Origin of the sequence: Gordonia mangrovi (assembly GCF_024734075.1) — a bacterium.
In the GTDB taxonomy this organism is placed as follows: Bacteria; Actinomycetota; Actinomycetes; order Mycobacteriales; family Mycobacteriaceae; genus Gordonia; species Gordonia mangrovi.
This window is the reverse complement of sequence record NZ_CP102850.1, coordinates 293,598-315,289: the sequence shown is the minus strand read 5'-3', so window position 1 is coordinate 315,289 and position 21,692 is coordinate 293,598. Positions and strand designations below refer to the sequence as shown.

The 21,692-nt window shown below is 67.3% G+C and carries 16 protein-coding genes and 3 pseudogenes; 12 read left to right on the top strand and 7 right to left on the bottom strand.

Annotation, left to right across the window (positions count from 1 at the left end; translation table 11 throughout):
* The first annotated feature begins 218 nt into the window (after positions 1-218).
* From NWF22_RS01485 to manA, 3 genes are all read left to right on the top strand, one after another.
* Positions 219-698: a DUF3499 domain-containing protein gene (locus tag NWF22_RS01485; RefSeq protein ID WP_160900934.1), complete on the top strand. Its 480-nt coding sequence runs from the start codon at positions 219-221 to the stop codon at positions 696-698.
* A 126-nt stretch (positions 699-824) separates the two neighbouring features.
* Positions 825-1,943, top strand: coding sequence for a hypothetical protein (locus NWF22_RS01480; protein WP_160900935.1), 1,119 nt, complete (start codon positions 825-827; stop codon positions 1,941-1,943).
* A 4-nt stretch (positions 1,944-1,947) separates the two neighbouring features.
* The gene (manA, locus tag NWF22_RS01475) at positions 1,948-3,189 is read left to right on the top strand and encodes a mannose-6-phosphate isomerase, class I (protein WP_160900936.1); all 1,242 of its coding nucleotides are present in this window, start codon (positions 1,948-1,950) and stop codon (positions 3,187-3,189) included.
* Here manA and eccE read toward each other — a convergent pair.
* Complete coding sequence (gene eccE / locus NWF22_RS01470; protein ID WP_233750883.1) at positions 3,186-4,949, bottom strand: type VII secretion protein EccE; 1,764 nt, start codon at positions 4,947-4,949, stop codon at positions 3,186-3,188. The two genes, manA and eccE, sit on opposite strands and share 4 nt — an antisense overlap.
* 146 nt (positions 4,950-5,095) lie before the next feature.
* Between eccE and eccB the strand changes: the two genes are divergently transcribed.
* Complete coding sequence (eccB, locus tag NWF22_RS01465) at positions 5,096-6,589, top strand: type VII secretion protein EccB (RefSeq protein ID WP_160900937.1); 1,494 nt, start codon at positions 5,096-5,098, stop codon at positions 6,587-6,589.
* A 4-nt stretch (positions 6,590-6,593) separates the two neighbouring features.
* On the opposite strand, the gene hpxO is transcribed toward eccB, so the two are convergent.
* Together hpxO and NWF22_RS01455 are read right to left on the bottom strand one after the other, a co-directional pair.
* A complete protein-coding gene (gene hpxO, locus NWF22_RS01460) occupies positions 6,594-7,751 on the bottom strand; it encodes an FAD-dependent urate hydroxylase HpxO (RefSeq protein ID WP_160900938.1) in 1,158 nt (385 codons plus the stop codon).
* 127 nt (positions 7,752-7,878) lie between these two features.
* On the bottom strand, positions 7,879-8,520 hold the full coding sequence (locus tag NWF22_RS01455) for a TetR/AcrR family transcriptional regulator (RefSeq protein ID WP_373691972.1): 642 nt from the start codon (positions 8,518-8,520) through the stop codon (positions 7,879-7,881).
* A 108-nt stretch (positions 8,521-8,628) separates the two neighbouring features.
* On the opposite strand from NWF22_RS01455, the gene NWF22_RS01450 reads away from it, so the two are divergent.
* The 8 genes and pseudogenes from NWF22_RS01450 (at position 8,629) to nrdF (ending at position 15,952) form a co-directional block, all read left to right on the top strand.
* Positions 8,629-9,198: an NAD(P)H-dependent oxidoreductase gene (locus NWF22_RS01450; protein ID WP_160900940.1), complete on the top strand. Its 570-nt coding sequence runs from the start codon at positions 8,629-8,631 to the stop codon at positions 9,196-9,198.
* A gap of 600 nt (positions 9,199-9,798) precedes the next feature.
* A complete protein-coding gene (locus NWF22_RS01445; RefSeq protein ID WP_160900941.1) occupies positions 9,799-10,032 on the top strand; it encodes a redoxin NrdH in 234 nt (77 codons plus the stop codon).
* Between the two features lie 153 nt (positions 10,033-10,185).
* Complete coding sequence (nrdI, locus tag NWF22_RS01440) at positions 10,186-10,656, top strand: class Ib ribonucleoside-diphosphate reductase assembly flavoprotein NrdI (RefSeq protein ID WP_160901446.1); 471 nt, start codon at positions 10,186-10,188, stop codon at positions 10,654-10,656.
* Positions 10,657-10,715: 59 nt separating this feature from the next.
* A pseudogene (locus NWF22_RS24475) lies at positions 10,716-11,303 on the top strand (ribonucleotide reductase N-terminal alpha domain-containing protein); the annotation flags it as partial.
* Positions 11,292-12,203 (top strand): annotated as a pseudogene (locus NWF22_RS24470) (Hint domain-containing protein); the annotation flags it as partial. The pseudogenes NWF22_RS24475 and NWF22_RS24470, both read left to right, overlap by 12 nt.
* A gap of 315 nt (positions 12,204-12,518) precedes the next feature.
* Positions 12,519-14,135: pseudogene (gene nrdE / locus NWF22_RS24465) on the top strand (class 1b ribonucleoside-diphosphate reductase subunit alpha); the annotation flags it as partial.
* Positions 14,136-14,148: 13 nt separating this feature from the next.
* Positions 14,149-14,892: a maleylpyruvate isomerase family mycothiol-dependent enzyme gene (locus NWF22_RS01430; RefSeq protein ID WP_160900943.1), complete on the top strand. Its 744-nt coding sequence runs from the start codon at positions 14,149-14,151 to the stop codon at positions 14,890-14,892.
* 58 nt (positions 14,893-14,950) lie between these two features.
* A complete protein-coding gene (gene nrdF / locus NWF22_RS01425) occupies positions 14,951-15,952 on the top strand; it encodes a class 1b ribonucleoside-diphosphate reductase subunit beta (protein ID WP_160900944.1) in 1,002 nt (333 codons plus the stop codon).
* A 47-nt stretch (positions 15,953-15,999) separates the two neighbouring features.
* Here nrdF and NWF22_RS01420 read toward each other — a convergent pair whose 3' ends face one another.
* From NWF22_RS01420 to NWF22_RS01405, 4 genes are read right to left on the bottom strand one after another with little or no spacing between them, the layout of a single operon-like run.
* A complete protein-coding gene (locus NWF22_RS01420; RefSeq protein ID WP_160900945.1) occupies positions 16,000-16,791 on the bottom strand; it encodes a hypothetical protein in 792 nt (263 codons plus the stop codon).
* On the bottom strand, positions 16,788-19,718 hold the full coding sequence (locus tag NWF22_RS01415) for a DEAD/DEAH box helicase (protein WP_160900946.1): 2,931 nt from the start codon (positions 19,716-19,718) through the stop codon (positions 16,788-16,790). Before NWF22_RS01415 ends, NWF22_RS01420 begins: the two co-directional genes overlap by 4 nt.
* Positions 19,719-19,778: 60 nt before the next feature.
* Positions 19,779-20,528 carry an isocitrate lyase/PEP mutase family protein gene (locus NWF22_RS01410; protein ID WP_160900947.1) on the bottom strand — a complete coding sequence of 250 codons (750 nt, stop codon included), beginning with the start codon at positions 20,526-20,528 and terminating at the stop codon, positions 19,779-19,781.
* Positions 20,515-21,450, bottom strand: coding sequence for a TroA family protein (locus NWF22_RS01405; protein WP_202398361.1), 936 nt, complete (start codon positions 21,448-21,450; stop codon positions 20,515-20,517). Before NWF22_RS01405 ends, NWF22_RS01410 begins: the two co-directional genes overlap by 14 nt.
* Between the last annotated feature and the right edge of the window lie 242 nt (positions 21,451-21,692).

The following is a 21,692-nucleotide window of genomic DNA, read 5'->3' as shown; positions in this document are numbered from 1 at the left end:
GACTCGGTGGACCGGCCGCGGATCTGGTTCACCCGCCCCCGCCCATCCTGCCCACGACCGCGTGGGTCGTCGGCACGGCCACGCGACGGGCGGGGCGGATCGAAGCGCATGTCGAGAGTGTAGGTAGTTGTCACGGCGCTGTCTCGGGTGAGGTGGGTTTCGCCGTGCGCGCGTGTCGCCGCGGGCGGCGACCGCCCCGCGGGGCTAACCTCGACTGCGTGAAGCTCCCCCGACAGTGCTGCAGGCCCGGCTGCGCCCGTTCCGCGGTGGCTACCCTGACCTTCGTCTACGCCGAATCGACCGCGGTGATCGGTCCGTTGGCCGGCAGTGCCGAGCCGCATTCGTGGGATCTGTGCGACGAACATGCCCGAAGGATCACCGTGCCGCGAGGTTGGGAGATGCTGCGCAGCGAGAGCGGGTTCTCCGCGCCGATCGCCGAGGACTACGAGCTCACCGCGCTCGCCGAGGCGGTCCGAGAGGTCGGCGGGTCCGACCGCGTCGATGTGGCGCCGGGCTTTCCCGATCTGTTCGACCCGGTGGACGACACGCCGTCCGGTCGCCATCGGCGCGGTCGCGGGGTGTCGTCGCCGGAACCCCCGCCGCCGGCCGAGGGGCCGACGGGTCGCTCGCCGCATTCGGCCCGGCCGCGACCCGGACGGCGCGGGCATCTGCGGGTGCTGCCCGACCCCATCGACTGAGTGCATTGATCGGCGACGGCCGAATCCGTGGCGGTTCGCCCGCCGACGGCGCGGCCGGGGCCGGCGTCGTGCCCGGGCGATCGGCAAAGTGGTTGGCGGGTCGGCTCCGTGGTTAGGCTAGATGTCATGCGCACCGGTTCCCTCGACCTCGATGACGTCGAGGAGCTGATCGATGCCGACGTGGACGGCTTGTTGCCGGCGGCGGCTCTCGCGGGCGCCCAGGTGCGCGCGGTGGCCGAGGCGCACCGTGAAGGTGTGCTGGACCCTCTCGGGCACCTCCGTCCGCGCAGCGTGGTGATCGTGTGTTCGGCCACCGGTGCTGCGGCGCCCGCGGCCGCGCTGGTGACCGCGGCGGTGGGCGCTCGGGTCGACGTCCCCATCGTGTGTGGCTCGGTTCTGCCGGGCTGGATCGGTCCGCTCGATGTGGTGGTGATCGCCGGCGACGATGCCGGCGACATGATGCTCGCCGATGCCGCGGCGCGATCGTTGCGTCGTCGCGCGGAGGTCGTGGTCGCCGCGCCGGTCGAAGGTCCACTGCGGGAAGCGCTGGGTGGTAACGGTATCGATCTGTCGCCGCGGGTCGGAGTCGATCCGCGTTTCCGGTTCCCCGGATTCGTCGCAGCGTTGCTGGCGGTTGTCGCGTCGCTGTCGCAGGTCCGCTTCACGGGCCGGGCTCCCGGTCTGGCCGAGCTCGCCGACGCCATCGACGCGGAGGCCGGCGCCAACCATCCACGTCAGGAGAGTTTCCACAACCGTGCGAAGGCCCTCGCCGGGCGACTCGACGGGCGCTCGGTTCTCTGGGTCGGCGACACCCCCGCGACCGCGGTGGTGGCCGCGCAGGCCTCCCGGGCGTTGATCGCGCTGGCGGGCGTCATCTCGGCGAGCGCCGAGATCGGCGACGTCGTGCGGGTGAACCGGGAATGGTCCGAGCGCACCGGTTCGGCCCCCACCGATTCGATCTTCTACGACCCCGAGCTCGACGGCCCCGCCGCGGAGTCGCCGCCGCGTGTCCTCGCGGTCACGACCCCGGGACGGGAATGGTATCTGCGCCGGCGCCTCGAGCCGATCGGCGATCTCGACGTGCTGACCGGCGAACCGGGTGACGCCACGCCACCGTCGGGCACGGCGGCGCCGCCGGCGCCCGACGAAGCGGCCGCCGACGCCCCGGCCGACATCGAATCCCTGCTGCTGGTGGTGGTGCGGATCGAGATGGCTGCCGTGTATCTCCGGCTGATCAGGACCTGAGGTGATGAGAACTCTGGAAGGCGTCGTGCGGCCCTACGCGTGGGGCTCCCGAACCGCGATCGCGTCGATGCGGGGCAAGGCGGTACCGTCTCCGCACCCGGAGGCCGAATTGTGGTTCGGTGCGCACCCGGCCGGCCCGGCGTCCTGCCTCGACGCCGATGGGCAGATCGACACCGACTTGTTGACCGCCATCGACGCGGACCCGGCCGCGATGTTGGGTGCGCACACAGTCGAGAGATTCGGCGGTCGGCTGCCGTTCCTGATGAAGGTGCTCGCTGCCGAGGAGCCGTTGTCGTTGCAGGCGCATCCCAGTGCCGACCAGGCGCGCGACGGGTACGAGCGGGAGAATGCGCTGGGCCTGCCCATCGATGCCTCCGATCGCAACTACCGGGATCCCTGGCACAAACCCGAACTCATGGTGGCGCTCACCGAGTTCGAGGCGTTGGCCGGATTCCGCGATCCGTCCGAGACCGTCGAGCTACTCCGCGAGCTGCAGGTGGCCGAACTCGACCCCTATCTCGGAATGCTTGCCGGGCAACCAGATTCAGAGGGTCTGCGGGCACTGTTCACCACCTGGCTGACCCTGCCGGACGCCACCATCACCACGCTGGTGCCGGCGGTACTGGCCGCTGCGGTGCAACTCCTCAGCTCGGGGACACCGCGATTCGCCGCGGAACTGCGCACCGTCCTCGAACTCGGTGAGGTCTATCCGCGTGATCCGGGGGTACTGGCGTCATTGTTGCTCAACCGGATTCATCTCGAGCCGGGTGAGGGACTGTATATGCCGGCCGGGAATCTGCATGCCTACCTGCGTGGTACCGGCGTGGAGATCATGGCGAACTCCGACAACGTGCTGCGCGGGGGATTGACCCCGAAGCACATCGACGTGCCCGAACTGCTGCGCGTCCTCGACTTCACTCCCGCCGCTGTCGACGATCTCGTCCCGTCGGTGCGCACCGTCGGTGCCGAACGCGTCTACGTGACCGCCGCACCCGAATTCCGGTTGTCGCGGGTGGAACTCGACGGCACCGGGTTGCGGTATGCGTCGTCGATCTGCTTCGACATGCCCGGCCCGCAGATTCTGGCGGTACTGGCCGGCACGATCGAGGTCCGACCGGCGGGTGGTCGAGCGATCACGGTCCGCGCCGGGCAGGCGGTGTGGATCGCCGATTCCGAACCCGATGTGGTGGTGCACGCCTCGTCGTCGCGGGCGGTGTTCTTCCGGGCGCTCGTCCCGGTCGGCTAGCGGCCGAGCATCTTCCATTCGTCGGGGGTGGCGACCATCGTCACGGCCACGCGTTCGTGCGCCGTTGTGACCGAGATGTCCTGTGGCGCGCGAGGATTCTGACGCACGATGACAGCGGCGTCGGGCACCAGGTCGGTCACCCGCGGGTCACCGGGTGCAAGGACGGTCAGGTGTGTCGTGTGCGGCTCGGCCGGAGGTGGCGTGAGTCCGTCGTAGACGGCGACGCGGTGACCCATCGGCGTCTGGACCCGATCGGAACTCAACGCGAGCCGACGCTGATCACCCACTTGCGCGATCAGGTTCTGCCAGTGCGTCGGCCGCACGGAGTGCACGGTGACCGCGGCGCCGATCGCGATCGCCCGCAGGATCACCTGGCCGACCACCTGCGGTCCGGCGCACACCGCGACCGCCCGCACATCCGGGCCGAGCAGCGGGACGGCGACGGCGCGGCCGCTGTGGTCGGCGCCCACCAGTTGTCCGCAGCCGCCGGCCGGTATCCGTATCGCACGCAGCAGCGCGAGCGCATCATCGCCGTGCGCCCCGTGGAGGTGACGGTCGAGGCGGCCGGGGACCGCGATGGGCAGACTCGCGGCGAGGGCGTCGAACTGATATCCCTCCAGCACGGTGAGACCCGCCGGGAGCGAATCCACCGCACGGCCCGCCGACGGCAGTTCGGCGAACCGGACCATCCCGCTGACCTCGAGTCCGCCCTCGGAATCATGTCGTAGTCGCACCGTGGTGGTGGTCGACAGTGCGGTGTTGACCCAGATCGTCGACAACACGGTGTCGAGGACGGCCGGGTCGATGAGCGCGCTACGGAACCGCAGGTCGCCGGCGGCGATCGAATCCCATTCTTCGCCCATGTCGTCGATCGGTGCGCCCTCGGACAACTGGGTGGTGACCGTGGTGATCTCGGCGGCATTGAGGACGGCGACCCGCAGGCCGCTCTCGGACAGCCGGTTGGCCACGCGACGCGTACTGATGGTGGCCGTCCGCAGTGCTCCGACCGCGCCGCCGCCGCGACGGGCCACCGCGTCTGCGCAATCGAGAGGATTGAGACGCAGCACCACCAGCACCGAGCGGTGGGCGGTCGCGGCCAGCGGGCCCAGCGTGCGGTGGTAGGTCTGGGCGATCGGGCCACCACCCCAACTGCGCACACCGTGGCTGATGACCTCGATGGAGTCCAACCGGATGTCGAACGGGTTGATGCACTCGGCGAGCGCGTCGAGAGGCACCAGCTGGCCGGTCGGATCGCTCACCGTCGCGCCGGCCGGCGTCAGATAGGTCACCGCAGGCGTCCCGGGCGACACCCGGAGCACGGTGATCAGTGTGTCGCCCACCCATCGGGCCCCGATCGTGTCGGTTCCCGAGGTCGGGGTCCGCAGCGGGGTGCGTCCGGTCTGCGGTCCGGCCGGGATGTCGAAGGATGCCGGTATGAGGTCGGTGGTGGCCCGCCGGGCCCGAGCCCAGCGGAAGCCGGCACGGTGCGACCAGGCGCCGGCCATCGAGCGGCGCCCGCGCAGCGGAATGAGCGCCAATGAGGCGAGTGCTGCGATGATCAGCGCGATCCATCCGAGCGAGGACCCGCTCACCGCCCACCCGACGAGTCCGGCCGCGAGCACCCCCTCGATCAGCACCAGGGTGGGCAGCGGCAGATTCCGGCGCCCACGGTGCGTGGCCTCGGGCTGCTCGACTGTCGCCGACGACCGCGTGGGTCGCGGGCTCGTCGCGGTAGTTGTCGGTGCGCCCCGCATCACCATGGAACCCCCCTCAGTTCTCCGGATGACAGCCACGACACCCGCGGAAACGTATCGGCTACGCTACTACGCGGCGAATCCTCGGTGACCACGTGATACTCGGTGACCGGGGATATGCCCGTGTCTGCCACGCAGTCGGAAGGGGGACGATGGCCCGGCAGCTCACCACCAGGGCGCAGGTGAACGGTTACCGTTTCCTGCTGCGCCGTCTGGAACATGCACTGGTTCGGCGAGACGTGCGGATGCTGCACGATCCGATGCGCTCACAAATCCAGGCGCTGCTCGTCGGTACCGTACTCGGCCTTCTCGTGCTCGGCGGCTGCGGGGTGTGGGGTCTCATCCGGCCACAGGGCTCGGTGGGCGACGCGAAGATCGCCGTCAGCAAGGACGGCGGTGGGAACTACGTCGTCATCGACGGCACCCTGCATCCGGTGTTGAATCTCGCGTCGGCCCGCCTGATCACCGGCAGCAGTGAGTCCCCGGCGTCGGTCAGCGACGGCAAACTCGCGTCCTATCCGCGCGGTCCGCTGCTCGGGATCCCCGGCGCGCCCGGCGCGCTGCCGGCGTCGGGACACGGCGGCGAGTCGTACTGGACGGTATGCGACACGGCCACCGTCTCACCCAATGTGTCCGGGGAGTCGATCACGCTGACGGTCATCGGTGAGCGGCCGCAGCTGGGCGGTTCGATCGACGCCGCGACTGACGACGACGCGGTCCTGATCACCAACGGCGGCACCACATTTCTCGTGTACACCGTGATGCGTGACGGCAGCCCGCAGACGGTGCGGGCGACGGTGGACACCGACAGTGTCCCGGTGATGCGGGCACTGGGTCTCGAGGACGCCACACCCCGGCAGATGAGCGCCGGATTGCTCAACGCCTTCCCCGAGGTCGACCCGATCGAGGTGCCCGAGATCAGCGGCGAGGGTCGGCCCGGCGGCCTCGGGGACGAGGACATCCGAGTGGGTTCGGTGATCAAGTCCGTCGGCATCGACGATCGGACGAGCTACTACGTGGTCCTGCGTGACGGAGTGCAGCAGATCACCGAGTCGACGGCGGAGATCCTGCGGCTCGCCGACCGCGACGGCACCGCCCCGGTCCAGACGGTGGCGCCGGGTCAGATTGCGGCCACCCCGACATCCGCACGCCTGCCCGTCGACGACTTCCCCGAGCGCACACCGGATCTGGTGGATGTGGACACGGCGGGCACCCTGTGCCAGGCCTGGTCGCGGGGAGCCGACGATCCCGCCGCCACCACCCGCTTGCTGATCGGTCGGGCCCTACCGTTGCCGGACGGCGCCGAGCCGGTCCAGGTCACCTCCGCAGACGGTCCGGGCCCAGGCGTCGACCAGGTCTACCTCCGTCCGGGCACCGGCGAATACATCCAGGTGACCGGCGCCGAACCCGACAGCGACCGGGCCGAATCGCGATACTTCGTCAGCGACGTCGGGATTCGTTTCGGCGTCGCCGACGCCGAGGCCGGAGAGATCCTGGGGTTGGGGGAGAGCCCCGCGAAGGCGCCATGGTCGGTGATCTCGTTGCTCGGGTCCGGTCCGTCATTGTCGCGGACCGGCGCGCTGGTGTCCCACGACGGCGTCGCACCCGACCAGGACGGTCGGGCCATCCCCGAACCCGGGAACTGAACCCTCAGGTCAGTGGGCCACCGATGATGTTGGCGACGATGCCCCGGATGATCCGGGTGCCGTCTTCGGAGCGCAGTTCGTCGTACCAGGCGGCCGTGGCCTCGGGATCCTTGGCGTGGGTGACGTCACAGCGCCGCCGGGCGCGTAGCACGAGGTCGCCGGCACGCTCGGTGCGTGAGGACTCGTACGCGGCGAGCGCCGCGTACACGTCGTCGGAGTGCTCTTTGCAGGCGAACTGCAGGGCCACCGCGTCTTCCATTGCCGAACAGCCCCCCTGTCCGATGTCGGGGGTTGTGTTGTGGGCGGCATCGCCGAGTACCGCGACCCGACCCTTGACCCAGGTGTGAAACGGATCGAGGTCGAGGATCTCGACGCGGTTGGTGGTCGCCGGGTTGAGTTTCTCGATGAGGCGTTGGACGCCCGGCGCCCAACCCGCGAAGTTCTCGGCCAAGACCTCGCGCGCGGTGCCGCGCTCGTACGGCTCACCTTCCGGCATCGGCACGTCGAAGAAGAAATAGAAGCGGTTGTCGGCGATCGGCATCACCGATACACGCTTTCCGTCGCCGACGTACGTGGTCCACTCGGTGGCCGGGCCGACGGCCTCATCGACCTCGACCAGGCCGTTGAAGTTCACATACCCCGCATAGCGGCGCTCCACCGGCGCACCCAGGACATACTCGCGTGTCAGGGATTTCGCGCCGTCGGCGCCGATCACGATATCGCCGGTGACGGTGGTCCCGTCGGCGAACTCGACCGTTGCCGCCTCCGGGCCGTCGGTGACGCTGATCATCTTCTTGCCGAAGTTGATGTCCTCCATGCCGTAGGCCTTCATCAGCATCAGCTGCAGCTCGGCGCGGGCGACCGGGTAGGGGCGCTGGCCGACCTCGTCGATCAGCGGTTGCATGCTGAATCGACACATGGTCTCGCCGGTGAATGCGTCCACGTAGGACATCGTGTCGACGATGCCGCCGAGCGCGGCCGTCTCGGCTTCGAGCCCGAGATGATTGAGGCATTTGACGCCGTTGGACCACACCGAGATCGCCGCACCCACCGGCTTGTTCTCGGTGACCTGTTCATAGACCTCGACGTCGAGCCCGATCTGCTTGAGCGCGATGGCAGCGCTGAGTCCGCCCATTCCGGCGCCGATGATGACAGCCTTCACCTCATTGGGTCCCTTCTCTCCGGTGTCGCCGTCCGCGCGGGGGATCGTTGCGACGAGTCCATCAAGGCTAAGACGGTTGCCGCGGGACCGCAGAACAGGCGAGGGCGCGACGGTCTCGAACCGGCGGTCAGGTGCCGACCACGCCGCGGGCCAGCGTTCGCACCATCGCCTCCCACTCGGCGGTGATCGTCTCGAGATCGAGCCCGACGATCTCGAGGAGGTGCTTGACCGCCGCCGCGTTCAGGGGGGACTGCACCGCCACCGAGATGACGTCCAGCTGAGCGCCGAACCCCAACTGCTGCAGCAGGATCTGGACGTGGCGATTGGACGCCGCCCACACCGGGTGGTTCAGGAAGTCGCCGCCGGCACCGCCCGCCTCGATCAGGATGTCGAGATGGTCGGAGGTCAGCTTCAGCCGGGCCCGGCCATAGGCGAGTAACCGATCCAGCGGCGGTGCCCCCGGTCCCAAGGGCTGCGGGCCGGAGAGGTAGGCCCGCTGGATCTCCGACTCCGAATGATCGAGCAGCGCCAACATCAGGCCCGTGCGGCTGCCGAACCGGCGGAAGACGGTGCCCTTGCCGACCCCGGCCTCGCGGGCCACCGCATCCATCGTCACCGCGGCGGCGCCGTGATTGTCGATGAGGTCCTGTGCGGCGGCGAGCAACAGTCGCCGATTCCGTGCGGCATCGGCCCGTTCGGTGTCCGCGCGTTCGCCGACACCAACGGACATGCGGAGAGGTATGAAACCCCCGTCGGGACCGTTCGACACAGTGACGAGCGTAACGGTTCGGGCGGATCGGGAATCGGTGGGATCGACCCGCTGTTGGGTCGTTCGAATGGCTAACCATCAAGTGGATGAGCAATGGAAGGAGCGTCGGTGAGCGAACGCAATGTGGAGATCGTGGCGCTGGTGGGAAGTCTGCGCCGGGCGTCGATCAACCGGGGTCTCGCCGAGCTGGCCGCCGACAAGGCTCCCGCGGGCACCGCTGTGACCGTCGTGGACGGCCTGGGCCACCTGGCGTTCTACAGCGAGGACGACGATCCCTCGATCGCGTCGGGAGCCACCCTGCCAGACGGCGTGGCCGACCTGCGCGACGCGGTCGCGGCCGCCGATGCCGTGCTGCTGGTCACCCCGGAGTACAACGGCACGATGCCCGCGGTGTTGAAGAACGCCATCGACTGGCTCTCGCGGCCCTACGGTGCGGGCGCACTGTCAGGCAAGCCGGTCGGGGTGATCGGTGCGGCGTTGGGACGGTTCGCCGGCACCTGGTCGCGCGAGGACACCCGCAAGTCGGTGACGATCGCCGGCGGACATGTCGTCGAAGAGGTCGAGTTCGGACTGCAGACGTCGGCCATGTCGGAGGCCGGCCTCGGAGACGCTGAGCTCGTCGCCGGCGTTGTCGACGCGGTGCGCCGTCTGGCCGACGAGGTGTCGGTGGCCGTCTGATCAACCGTCAGCGACGAGGCGCCGCCGCGAGCCCGAGGCTTGCGGCGGCGTTTGTCGTCCGAGGGACTGTGGAGCGTCGTGGGACACCCTGTGGACTGCCGGGGGACAACATGTGGACGACACGCCGGACGCGCCCGACTTCACGATCGCGCATGCCCGCGACCTGCGACTTTCACGAATGTTATTCACAACCTCTTGTGGTGGTGCGATTTGTCAGCCACTAGGTGTAGTGTTTTGGACACCAGCAAGGCGGGTTACCTACACGGATGTGATTCTGCGGAAATCGCCTCGGAGACAGTGATCTGAGTCACCATCTTCACGTTGGGAAAGTGTGGCCACCGCACTGCGTTGAACACAACAGGATGTTGAACACGACAGGGTTCGACGCGACAGGGTTCGACGCGAAGGGTGGCGGGGTTCAGTCCCTCCCGGGGAGTGAACGGTGACGGCCCCGAGGGGTCGGTGCCGGCGACAGCAGTACAAGCACAGCGCAGACGACGAGACGATCCGACGCGACGCCCGACCGGAGTCGGGCCCGCGCCCACCGACCAGACCAGCCAGATCCACCAGACGCATCAGATCGCACGAGGAGAACTCTTGATGGCCATCACCGTCTACACCAAGCCCGCCTGCGTCCAGTGCAACGCCACCTACAAAGCCCTCGACAAGCAAGGTCTGAGCTATGAGGTCGTTGACATCAGCACCGACGACGAGGCCCGGGACTACGTGATGGCTCTCGGCTACCTGCAGGCGCCCGTGGTGGTCGTCGGTGACGAGCACTGGTCGGGTTTCCGTCCGGATCGCATCAAGGCGCTGGCGGCATCGGCTGCCTGATCCGCGGTGGTCGGCCTGATGGGGAAGTCGGGTTCGGCGCCGTCGCCGATCGGGTAAGCGAGTACACGAGGTAGCGCACGAGTCAGGAGTTGGAGGTCGATCGTGACCCAGACCTCGAACCCGGATGTCCCGGTGCCGGATGTCCCGGTGCCGTTGTACGACGGGACGCCGTTGATCGTGTACTTCTCCTCGGTGTCGGAGAACACCCATCGATTCGTCGAGAAACTGCGGTTGCGTTCCATGCGTATCCCGGTTCTCGGCGATCCGGCGTTGTTCACCGTCGACGAGCCGTTCGTGCTGGTGCTGCCCACATACGGTGGCGGCAAGGCGACCGGTGACCGGTCGGGGTACGTACCCAAGCAGGTCATCAAATTTCTCAACAACATCCACAACCGCGCGTTGATCCGAGCCGTCATCGCGGCCGGGAACACCAACTTCGGTGAGGAGTTCTGCCTCGCCGGTGACATCGTCTCGCGCAAGTGCCGCGTGCCGTACCTCTATCGGTTCGAGCTGATGGGAACGGCCGAGGACGTCGAACGTGTGCGGGAGGGATTGGCCGAGTTCGCGCAGAGCGCGGCGTTCACCCATCCGGAGCGGGCTGGGCTGAGCGCCTCGCGCGCCTGAAACTGTCAGACCCCACGAGTACCTTTTCGATCACCATCATCTAGCTGCAGGAGTCTTTCGTGTCGCCAACCGCCGCACCCGTCTCGGACACCGCCTCGGCCAGCAAGTCCGGTGTGCACGCCGGCCCGTCGGGGCATGAGCCCGGCGAATTGGACTATCACGCGCTCAACGCGATGCTGAACCTGTACGACCGGGACGGCAACATCCAGTTCGACAAGGACCGCGAAGCGGCCAACCAGTACTTCCTGCAGCACGTCAACCAGAACACGGTCTTCTTCCACGACCTCGACGAAAAGCTCGACTATCTCCTCGAGGAGAACTACTACGAGCCCGAGGTCCTCGCCCGCTACGACCGCGAGTTCGTGAAACTCCTGTTCGGGCACGCCTTCTCGAAGAAGTTCCGATTCCCGACCTTCCTCGGTGCGTTCAAGTACTACACGAGCTACACGCTCAAGACCTTCGACGGCAAGCGCTATCTCGAGCGCTTCGAGGATCGCGTGTGCATGGTGGCGCTGACCCTGGCCGACGGCGACACGGCGCTCGCGCGTCACCTCGTCGACGAGATCATCGAGGGCCGCTTCCAGCCGGCCACCCCGACCTTCCTCAACTCGGGTAAGAAGCAGCGCGGTGAGCCGGTGAGCTGTTTCCCGGCCGGAACGCCGATCGACACCGACAACGGTCCCAAGGCGATCGAATCGTTGCGGCCCGGCGACCGAGTGCTGTCGCACGATGGCTCGTTCGCGAGGGTAGAGGAACTCATCGAGAACCCCAACGACCAGGCTTTGGTGTCGATTTCACACTTCGGGCACAAAGAGCCGATCCTCTGCACGCCGGAGCACCCCATCCTCGTCTGGACGACCCGTGACGTGGACACCATCATCGCTGGCGACGGGTCGGACAGCTTCAACGGCTTCGTCTGGCTGGCTGCCCAAGACGTCGACCCTGCCGACTTCATCGTCACAACAGCACCGACCGAAGTCCGTGAAGCACGTAGCCATGACCTGATGAAGTATGTCGGATCAGGCCTGTACGAAGAAGTCGACGGCCTGATCCAGAAGGTGAACACGGACAAGAAGCACCGAAACAAGCAGCGGCACAGTCAGACCTTCAACTCCGTCAATCGCTATGTCGAGGAGTCCTACGACCTCGGACTCATCCTCGGGTGGTATGTGTCGGAGGGGCATGTTTCCAAGCGCTCGACGGACCGGTCGGTTCCGAACGGCGTCCATTTCACGCTGGGTGCGCACGAGGTCTTCTACCAGAACGATCTCAAGGACGCGTTCAAGCGAGTGTTCGCGACTGACCTGACTGTGTACGAGAGCACTTCCGACCATTCGGTACGGATGGTGTGCAATAGCAAAGTTGTCGCCGAGTTGATGCTTTCGCTCGCCGGCACCGGGTACGGCACCAAGATTCTGTCGTCCGACGTACTGACTGCGGATGAGGAGTTCCAACTGGGTCTTCTCATGGGGCTGTTTCGCGGAGATGGGTGCTCGACGACCGGTGGAATGATGCTCGACCTGGTCAATCCCGAACTGATCGACCAGGTTCAGCTGATCCTGCGGCGACTGGGCATCATGTCGACGGTCCGCCGCTACGTCAATCGAGCCGGAAACATCACCGGTCAGGTCTTCGTTCCTGGGCTTCCCGGAACCAACGAGGACTTCATCTTCGACGTCGGCAAGAATCTGCACAACTACGTCGGCCGCAAGGGAGCCCTTCGGACGACGTATCAGGTCGTGCATGGCCGCCATGTCTACGGAATTCGTGAGGTCGTCCGCACCGACCAGACGCCGGAGAAGGTGTACAACCTGCACGTCGAAGGGACGCACACCTACTCGATTCGCGGAACAGTAGTGCACAACTGCTTCCTCCTTCGCATCGAAGACAACATGGAATCCATTGGGCGGTCGATCAATTCGGCTCTCCAGCTCTCCAAGCGCGGCGGAGGAGTGGCGCTGCTGCTGTCCAACATCCGTGAGCACGGCGCGCCGATCAAGAAGATCGAGAACCAGAGCTCGGGCGTCATCCCGATCATGAAGCTGCTCGAGGACTCGTTCTCCTACGCCAACCAGCTCGGCGCGCGCCAGGGCGCCGGCGCGGTGTATCTGCACGCCCATCATCCCGACATCTACCGCTTCCTCGACACCAAACGGGAGAACGCGGACGAGAAGATCCGCATCAAGACGCTCTCGCTCGGCGTGGTGATCCCCGACATCACCTTCCAGCTCGCCAAGGACAACGACGACATGTACCTGTTCAGCCCGTACGACGTCGAGCGCGTCTACGGGGTGCCGTTCGCCGATGTGAACGTGACCGACACGTACCACGAGATGGTCGAGGACAAGCGCATCCGCAAGACCAAGATCAAGGCCCGCGAGTTCTTCCAGACCCTCGCCGAGTTGCAGTTCGAGTCGGGCTACCCGTACATCATGTTCGAGGACACGGTGAACCGGGCCAACCCGATCGACGGCAAGATCACCCACTCCAACCTGTGCTCGGAGATCCTGCAGGTCTCCACCGCGTCAGAGTTCAACGACGATCTGTCCTACTCGCACATCGGTAAGGACATCTCGTGCAACCTCGGGTCGCTCAACATCGCCAAGGCGATGGACTCACCCGACTTCGGGCAGACCATCGAGACCGCGATCCGCGGTCTCACCGCGGTCAGCGATCAGACCTCGATCACCTCGGTGCCCTCGATCGAGAAGGGCAACAACGACTCCCACGCCATCGGCCTCGGTCAGATGAACCTGCACGGCTACCTGGCCCGCGAACGGATCTTCTACGGCAGCGACGAAGGTGTCGACTTCACGAACATCTACTTCTACACGGTGCTGTTCCACGCGCTGCGGGCGTCGAACAAGATCGCGCGTGAACGTGGCCATGCCTTCGGCGGCTTCGAGAAGTCGAAGTACGCCAGCGGGGAGTTCTTCGACAAGTACACCGAGAAGGTGTGGGAGCCGGAGACCCAGAAGGTACGCGACCTGTTCGGCCAGGCCGGAATTCACATTCCCACCCAGGACGACTGGCGGGAGCTGAAGGCCGCCGTGCAGCGCGACGGTATCTACAACCAGAATCTGCAGGCCGTCCCGCCGACCGGATCGATCTCCTACATCAACCACTCGACCAGCTCGATCCACCCGGTCGCCGCGAAGATCGAGATCCGCAAGGAAGGCAAGATCGGCCGCGTCTATTACCCGGCGCCGTACATGACCAACGACAACCTGGAGTACTACCAGGATGCGTATGAGATCGGGTACGAGAAGGTCATCGACACCTACGCCGCGGCGACCCAGCACGTCGACCAGGGGCTGAGTCTCACCTTGTTCTTCAAGGACACCGCCACCACCCGCGACGTCAACAAGGCGCAGATCTACGCATGGCGCAAGGGGATCAAGACGCTCTACTACATCCGTCTGCGTCAGCTCGCTCTCGAGGGGACTGAGGTGGAGGGTTGCGTTTCCTGCATGTTGTGAGGACTGATCACCGGTGACGCCAGAGGAGTGGCTGCGCGCGATCCGCGCCGAGAGCGCGGTGCTCGCCGATAGCGGTGCCGAGGTGTTGGGCGCCGAGATCCCGGCTTGCCCGGGCTGGACAGTGCACGATCTGCTGGGGCATGTCGGCGCCGTCCATCGGTGGGCGGCCGACCGGATCGACGGCACCCGCTTGTATCGGGGATACGACGGGATCGAGGTTCCGGCCGGTGAGGCGGTGATCGACTGGTACGTGGAGGGGCGCGATCAGCTGGTCGCATCCCTCACCGCCAAGGACCCGGACGACACCGTCCCCGCGATCGGCGGACCGAAGACCGTCGCCTTCTGGTATCGCCGACAGGCGAACGAGCTGGCCGTCCACCGGTGGGATCTCGAGTCGGCGACGGTTCCCGGTGGCCAACGTGCGATCGATCCGACCCTGGCGGTCGACGGCATCGACGAGTGGCTCGAGGTCTTCGCGCCCCGTTTCATTGCTCGTGGCAACGGCGTTCCCGCGGCCCTCGTCGGACGTACTGTCCACCTGCATGCCACCGACATCGACGACGGTGAATGGCTGTGTGAGATCACACCCGAAGGAATCTCACATCGGCGCGGCCACGCGAAGGCCGACGTCGCGCTGCGTGGGCCGATCTCTGATCTGCTCCTCATGCTCTGGCATCGGCGGTCGCACAAAGACCTCGACGTCGTCGGCGATGACGCGTTGCCCGTACCGATCCTGGAACTGGTGCATGTGACCTGACCGCACCCGCGACACCACAAGCCGAATCGAACCGCACACCGCCGTAGGAGACGACACGATGACCGCAGCACCGCACAGCCCCGCCGACGGCGCGCCCATCAAACTGGTGAGCCGCGTATCCGCGATCAACTGGAACCGCGTCCCCGACGAGAAGGACGCCGAGGTCTGGGATCGCCTCACCGGCAACTTCTGGTTGCCGGAGAAGGTGCCGGTGTCCAACGACATCCAGTCGTGGCACACGCTGACCGAGTACGAGAAGCAGCTGACGATGCGGGTCTTCACCGGCCTGACCCTGCTCGACACCATCCAGGGCACCGTCGGTGCGGTCTCGCTGATCCCGGACGCCACCACGCCGCACGAGGAGGCGGTGCTCACCAACATCGCATTCATGGAGTCGGTGCACGCCAAGAGCTACAGCTCCATCTTCTCCACGCTGTGCTCCACCAAGGAGATCGACGAGGCGTTCCGCTGGTCGGAGGAGAACGAGCAGCTGCAGCGCAAGGCGCAGATCGTCATGGACTACTACCGGGGCGACGACCCCCTCAAGCGCAAGGTCGCCTCGACCCTGCTCGAGTCGTTCCTGTTCTACTCCGGTTTCTACCTGCCGATGTACTGGAGCAGCCGCGCCAAGCTCACCAACACCGCCGACCTCATCCGGCTGATCATCCGTGACGAGGCCGTGCACGGCTACTACATCGGCTACAAGTACCAGCGGGGTCTCGAGGTCGAGACACCAGAGCGTCGCCAAGAACTCAAGGACTACACGTTCGAGCTGCTGTTCGAGCTCTACGACAACGAGTCCGACTACACCGAGGCGCTCTACGACGAGGTCGGTCTGAGCGAGGACGTCAAGAAGTTCCTGCGCTACAACGCGAACAAGGCGCTGATGAACCTCGGCTACGAGGCGATGTTCCCCCGAGACGAGACCGACGTGAACCCGGCGATTCTGTCGGCGCTGTCGCCCAACGCCGACGAGAACCACGACTTCTTCTCCGGCTCCGGCAGCAGCTATGTCATCGGCAAGGCCGTCAACACCGAGGACGAGGACTGGGACTTCTAGCGCGTCGGATTTCGTAGTACGGACCGGCGATTTTTCGCCGGTCCGTACTACGAAACCGGGCGGTCGCGGATGCGGTCGTAGAGGTCGTCGAGCAGGTCGATGGCCTCGCCGATGTCGGCGGGTGCGATGCCGGAGGTGCGTAGCGCTGCGCGGAGCGCGTCGGCGTCGAGCTCCATGATCGGGTTCAGGCGCGGGGGAGTGGGCAGCGGGGGCAGCACCGCGTTCGTTCCGTAGTAGTCGACAGTCGGGACGGCTGCGTCGCCGGCGGAGGCAGTGGTATCACCTGCGGACTCCGTCTCGTTGGCCGCGGCCAGTAGCTGCGCGGTGTCGGTGCCCATCACCGCGAGCAGCGTGGCTGCGCTGCGATCGATCTCGGCAGCCGTCTCGTAGGCGACGCACAGGACGTGGATGCACCGCGGCGACTCATCCGGGCACGTGCAATCCGCCGCGATGTCGGCGGACTCGGTCGGCAAGACCAATTCGCCGAGCGCCGACGGCTGCTCGCCACGGGTCAGCGCCATCAGGTCGCCGGTCGCATCGCCGCTGCGCAGCAATGTCACCACGGTCGCGGGGTCGACCGGACGCATGGTGAGGGTCACCTCGAACGGGTCGAGCTGGCTGCCCCGCACCGAGGCCGTCACCCGCGCCGCGCCGATCCGCAGGCGTTCGGCATGATGATCACGAAAATAGCGTCGCGCCTGGGTGATCCGCCGACGGTCCGCATCGCCGGTATGCACACCCTCGACGACGTCGACAAAGGCGCGACCCCAGCGCGTGACGCCGTAACCGCGGGTCGCCGACGCCCGCGGCGTGCGCCGTTGACTGCCGCGCGGGCTCACTCGCTCACCGCCTCATCGCGCAGCGCGAACAGGTCGAACAACTCGTCGTCGCCGAGTTCGGTCAACCAGTTCTCACCGGAGCGCACCGTGAGTCGGGACAGTTCACGCTTGGCGGCGATCATCTCGTCGATCCGTTCCTCGAGGGTCCCGACGCACAGGAACCGGTGCACCTGCACGCGCTGATGCTGGCCGATCCGGTAGGCGCGGTCGGTGGCCTGGTCCTCGACTGCGGGATTCCACCATCGGTCCACGTGCAGCACATGGTTCGCCGCGGTGAGGTTCAGGCCGGTGCCGCCGGCCTTGAGGGTGGCGATCAGCGCCGGTGGGCCGTTGCCGCTCTGGAACCGGGCCACCATGTCGTCACGGTCGGCCCGGCCGACACCACCGTGCAACACCGGGATCTCGGTGCCGAGCGCGTCGGCGAGCCACGATGACAACAACTCTCCGAAGGCGGCGAACTGGGTGAACACCAACGCCCGGTCGCCTTCGGCCGCGGCCGTGGAGAGGATGTCGAGGACCAGCTCGACCTTGCCCGACCGGTGCCGACCCCGACGCGTCATCGCCGATCCGTCGGCGAGATAGTGGGCGGGATGATTGCACACCTGCTTGAGGCGGGTCAGCGCGGCCAGGATGTTGCGTCGACGGATGGTGCGTTGCTGCTTGCTGCGCAACGCCTCCATCAGCTCGTCGATGACCGCGCGATACAGCGCCGCCTGTTCGAGGCTGAGGTTGGCGCGCACGGTGATGTCGGTCTTCTCGGGCAGATCGTTGATGATCGACGGATCGGTCTTCTCGCGACGCAGGATGAACGGTTGGGTCAGCGCGTTGAGCAGCCGCAGCGCGGCCGGATCGCGGTCGCGTTCGATGGGTTCGGCGAACCGGGCGCGGAACCGCGATGCCGAACCCAGCATGCCCGGGTTGACCAGATCGATCACCGCGCGCAGGTCCTCCAGCCGATTCTCCACCGGCGTCCCGGTCAGCGCGATCCGATGCTCGGCGGGCAATGCGCGAACGGCCTTGGCCGCCTTGGTCGCAACGTTCTTCACATGCTGGGCTTCGTCGACGACGACCCGCCGCCACCGCCGCGTGCCGAGGATCTCCCGATCGCGGGTGACGATGGCGAACGTGCTGAGTACGACGTCGGCGCCGGCGACGACCTCGGCGATGGTCGCACGCCCGGCGCGTGAGGTCCCGTGATGGACCACCACCCGCAGATGCGGTGCGAAGCGTTCGATCTCACGTTCCCAGTTCCCGACCACCGACATCGGGCAGATGATCAGCGTCGGTGCCGCCGACCCCGCCGTTCCGATTGACTTTTCGTGACAGATCAGCGCGATGACCTGGATGGTCTTGCCCAATCCCATGTCGTCGGCCAACACTCCGCCGATCCGGTGTGCGGCCAGATAGGCCAGCCATTCCAGCCCGCGGTGCTGATACGGACGCAACTGTGCGTGCAGTGAATCGGGCGCTGGGAGCGGGCCCGGTCGGAGCCGGCCGCCGGCAGCGATGTCGTCGAGCCAGGCGAGTCCTTCGATCGAGGTGACCGGCACGGGTACGGCGTCGACGACGAGATTGAACAGCTCACCCATGTCGGCCGGATGGTCCGATGCGGCGTGCGCACGTTGGCCGAGGATGAACGCGGCGGCCCGGTGCAGCGCACCTCCTTCGGCGCGAACCCAGGTGCCGCGGACTCTCACCAGATCACCCTGGCGGCGGGCGAGATCGGCCAGATCGGCTTCCGACAACGTCATCGCCGCCGGGTCGTCGCCGAGCGCGAGCCGCCACTCGAACTCGTCGACCTCGGCGACCCCGATCTGCGCTGCCCGGCCGGTGCTGGTGGCCACCGGACGGGCACGCAGCCCCAGGGTGGGACGGACCTCGGCGACAGTGCGGGGCAGCAACACCGGGCACCCGGCCTCGGTCAGCGCGGCGGCGCCCTCGACGAAGAGCTTCTCCACGGTGTCGGTGGTGAGCAGGAAGTCGAGGCTGTGCCGATCGGGTTCGGCGTGCGCGAGATCGGGAAAGGCGCGCACCGCGGTCGCCAGACCGCTGGTGACCCGGTCGAGTTCCTGCTGGTCGAGACGGTGCGGTTGCACCGCGACGATGCGGCCATCGGCATGACGGCGGCATACCTGTAGACGCCAGAGTGTCGCCTGTTCGCTCTCCCGTCGGGTCGGCGCGCCGTCCGACTCGTCCTCGGGTTCGTGAAGACGCAGGATCAGCATCGAATCGTCCTGCGGTGCAGCCGCATTCCACTGCATCCAGGCCGACTGCGCGGAACGGAGCCGGGATGACGTTGACGGTGCGAGTGGCGGCGGGTCCGGCATGAGTGCACCGATGAGCCACGCCGCGGGAACGTCGTCGGCAGCCGGCGGTCCGGCGGCCGCGATCCGTCCGCGACACTCGTGGTCGACGAGCTCGGCGATCAGGTCGTCGATCGCGTGGTGGCTCCCGTTGGCCGATACCAGCCCGGGCGCGGTGGCCGCCACCACGGCCAGCCAGCTCCGCCATGCCGGCGTCGGCACGGCCTGCCAGCGCAGGAGTGGTTCACCGGCGATCTCGGCCACGCCGGGGGTCACCGAACCGGCGCCGACCACCCGGCGGACACCGTCGAGCAGATACCGGTACCAACCGATTTCGCCGCTCACCGGGTATGGGCGGGTGAGATCGAGTATCGCGACCGCCGACGACGTGCTCAGTGTGATGGTGCTGACGAAATCCCGGCCACCGTCGGGCCCGATGACCGCGATGTCCCGACGGGATCGGCGTCGGGACAACTGATCGGCGACCACCTCGGGTAGGTCGTCCGGCCCGGCATCGGGGCGGGCCCACCACAGCGCCAAACCGACGCCCGGCCGCCACAAGGCGTGGATCGGCAGGGTGGTGGTGTCATCGGATGACGTGGGGCGCGGTGCATCGACAGGCATGGCGGATCACCGACGAGCCTAGTGTGCTCGTCGGACACTCTCGATCGGACCGTGGCCGACTCAGCGCCAGTCGGCGAGAACCTCGCGCGCCCGCTCGGCCAGCATCATCTGCCACAGCGGCCCGAAGCTCACCCGTCCGACACCGAGATCCGCGAGGTGGGTACGGGTGTCCTGCTCCGGGTGCCCGATCGCGTTCACCGGCAGCGGCAACTCGGATGTGAGTCGGCGGTGCACATCGTCGCTGTGAAAGCCCACGGGATACAAGCAGCGGGCGCCGGCGTCGGCGCACAACCGCAACCTCGACACGGCCAGATCCACCCGCTCGGATTCCTCACCGACCTGCTTGAGGAACACATCGGTCCGGGCGTTGATCACGAACGGCACGTCGGCGGCATCGGCCGCGGAGCGCAACGCGCCCACCAGATCGGCGTGCTCGGCGGCCTCGCGCAGCCGGCCACCTTCGGAGTGGACGGTGTCCTCGATGTTGAGGCCGACGGCGCCTACCTCGAGTAGGCCGTCGATGAGACGGGCCGGGTCCTCGCCGTAGCCGGACTCGATGTCGACGGAGACGGGCACGTCGACCGCGCCGGTGATTTGCCGGACCCGGGTGAGCAGTTCGTCGAAGGTCATGCCCTCGTTGTCGGCGCGACCGATCGAGTCGGCGACCGGATGACTTCCGACGGTCAGTGCTCCGAAGCCGGCGTCGACGGCGATCGCCGCCGACCACGCGTCCCACACCGTGGGAAACACGCCGGGATCGCCGGGGCGGTGCAGGTCAAGGAGGGTCTGGGCGAGATCACGAATTGCCATCGAGAGATTCCTTCACGTCGTTGAGCACCAGCCAGGCGGCCGCCAGACCAGAGGAGCGGTACCAGATCTCATCGTCCACCGACAGCACCCGTTTCCAGGTGGGCGCGCCCATGTCCAGCCAGCGATCGCTGAGCAGCACGTCCTCGCCGTGGTCGAGCCCCTCGTCGCCGACGAAACTGACGTAGATCAGATCGGCGTCGGCATCGGTGAAGTTCTTGTCGGTGACCGTGAACGATCGCGCGGAGCGCTGCGGCTCAGGTCGTTGCACCCCGATCATCGACAGGATCTGCCCGGCGAAGCTCTCCGTACCGGCGATCATCTCCGAGTCGCCGGTGAATCGAACCAGCGAGACCTGACTGTGGGCGGCATCCATCCGCCGGCCGGTCTTGCCGGCCTCGGTGCGGAACTCGTCGAGCAGTCGGGTGCCGCTCTCGCTGCGGCCGAGCGCATCGGCCACGGCCTGGAACTGCGCTTGCCAGTCGCCGTCGGTCGGGATGGTCACCACGCGGGCGTCGCCGAACGCCTCCGCCGACGTCGCAGATCGTGCGGTGGTCAGTACGATGTCGGGGTCGGCCTCGCCGGCTGCCGCCGACTCGGGAGACGACCCGATCGTGGGCACCGCCCCCAGTTGGGGGCCGAGATAGGCGGGGACGGAGCCCTCGTCGGCGGTCACCGCGACGACCTTCGGCCCGAGGCCGAGTGCACAGAGCGGGTCGAGCAGGCGCGGATCGGTCACCACGATGCGCGCGACGTCGCTCTGGCCGGCATCGGGAGCGGTCGGGGCGAGGCACGTACGGGTCAGGTCGCGATCGGCGTTGACGATGTTGACCTCGGCGACGCGGGTGGTGACGGTCGAGATCGGGGAGCCGTCCGGGGTCGTCAACGGCTCGTCTCCACTGCACGCGGCGACCGCACCGGCCATCAGAACCGCCGCCGCGACCCCACCGGCCCGCAGAACTCGACGGGTCCACGAGGCCCGATGGCCGCCGGCCGGAGGAGAGGTCACGACACTGCGCTGCACGCGATCACGCTAGCACCGGCAATCCCGGTGACGGCCCGGGGCGCGGGCGGGCGGTGGCGGCGGTTGCAGACGCCATCGGGATCGCGTCGCGCGTCGTCGCTCGGGTGGTCGTTGACCTGCGGCTACAGTGGCAATCGGAGTTC

Coding starts and splice junctions, on each gene's coding strand:
- NWF22_RS01480 (WP_160900935.1), top strand. CDS start 825: ATGCGCACCGGTTCCCTCGACCTCGATGACGTCGAGGAGCTGATCGAT.
- manA (WP_160900936.1), top strand. CDS start 1,948: ATGAGAACTCTGGAAGGCGTCGTGCGGCCCTACGCGTGGGGCTCCCGA.
- eccE (WP_233750883.1), bottom strand. CDS start 4,949: ATGGTGATGCGGGGCGCACCGACAACTACCGCGACGAGCCCGCGACCC.
- eccB (WP_160900937.1), top strand. CDS start 5,096: ATGGCCCGGCAGCTCACCACCAGGGCGCAGGTGAACGGTTACCGTTTC.
- NWF22_RS01445 (WP_160900941.1), top strand. CDS start 9,799: ATGGCCATCACCGTCTACACCAAGCCCGCCTGCGTCCAGTGCAACGCC.
- nrdF (WP_160900944.1), top strand. CDS start 14,951: ATGACCGCAGCACCGCACAGCCCCGCCGACGGCGCGCCCATCAAACTG.
- NWF22_RS01415 (WP_160900946.1), bottom strand. CDS start 19,718: ATGCCTGTCGATGCACCGCGCCCCACGTCATCCGATGACACCACCACC.
- NWF22_RS01410 (WP_160900947.1), bottom strand. CDS start 20,528: ATGGCAATTCGTGATCTCGCCCAGACCCTCCTTGACCTGCACCGCCCC.
- NWF22_RS01405 (WP_202398361.1), bottom strand. CDS start 21,450: ATGGCCGGTGCGGTCGCCGCGTGCAGTGGAGACGAGCCGTTGACGACC.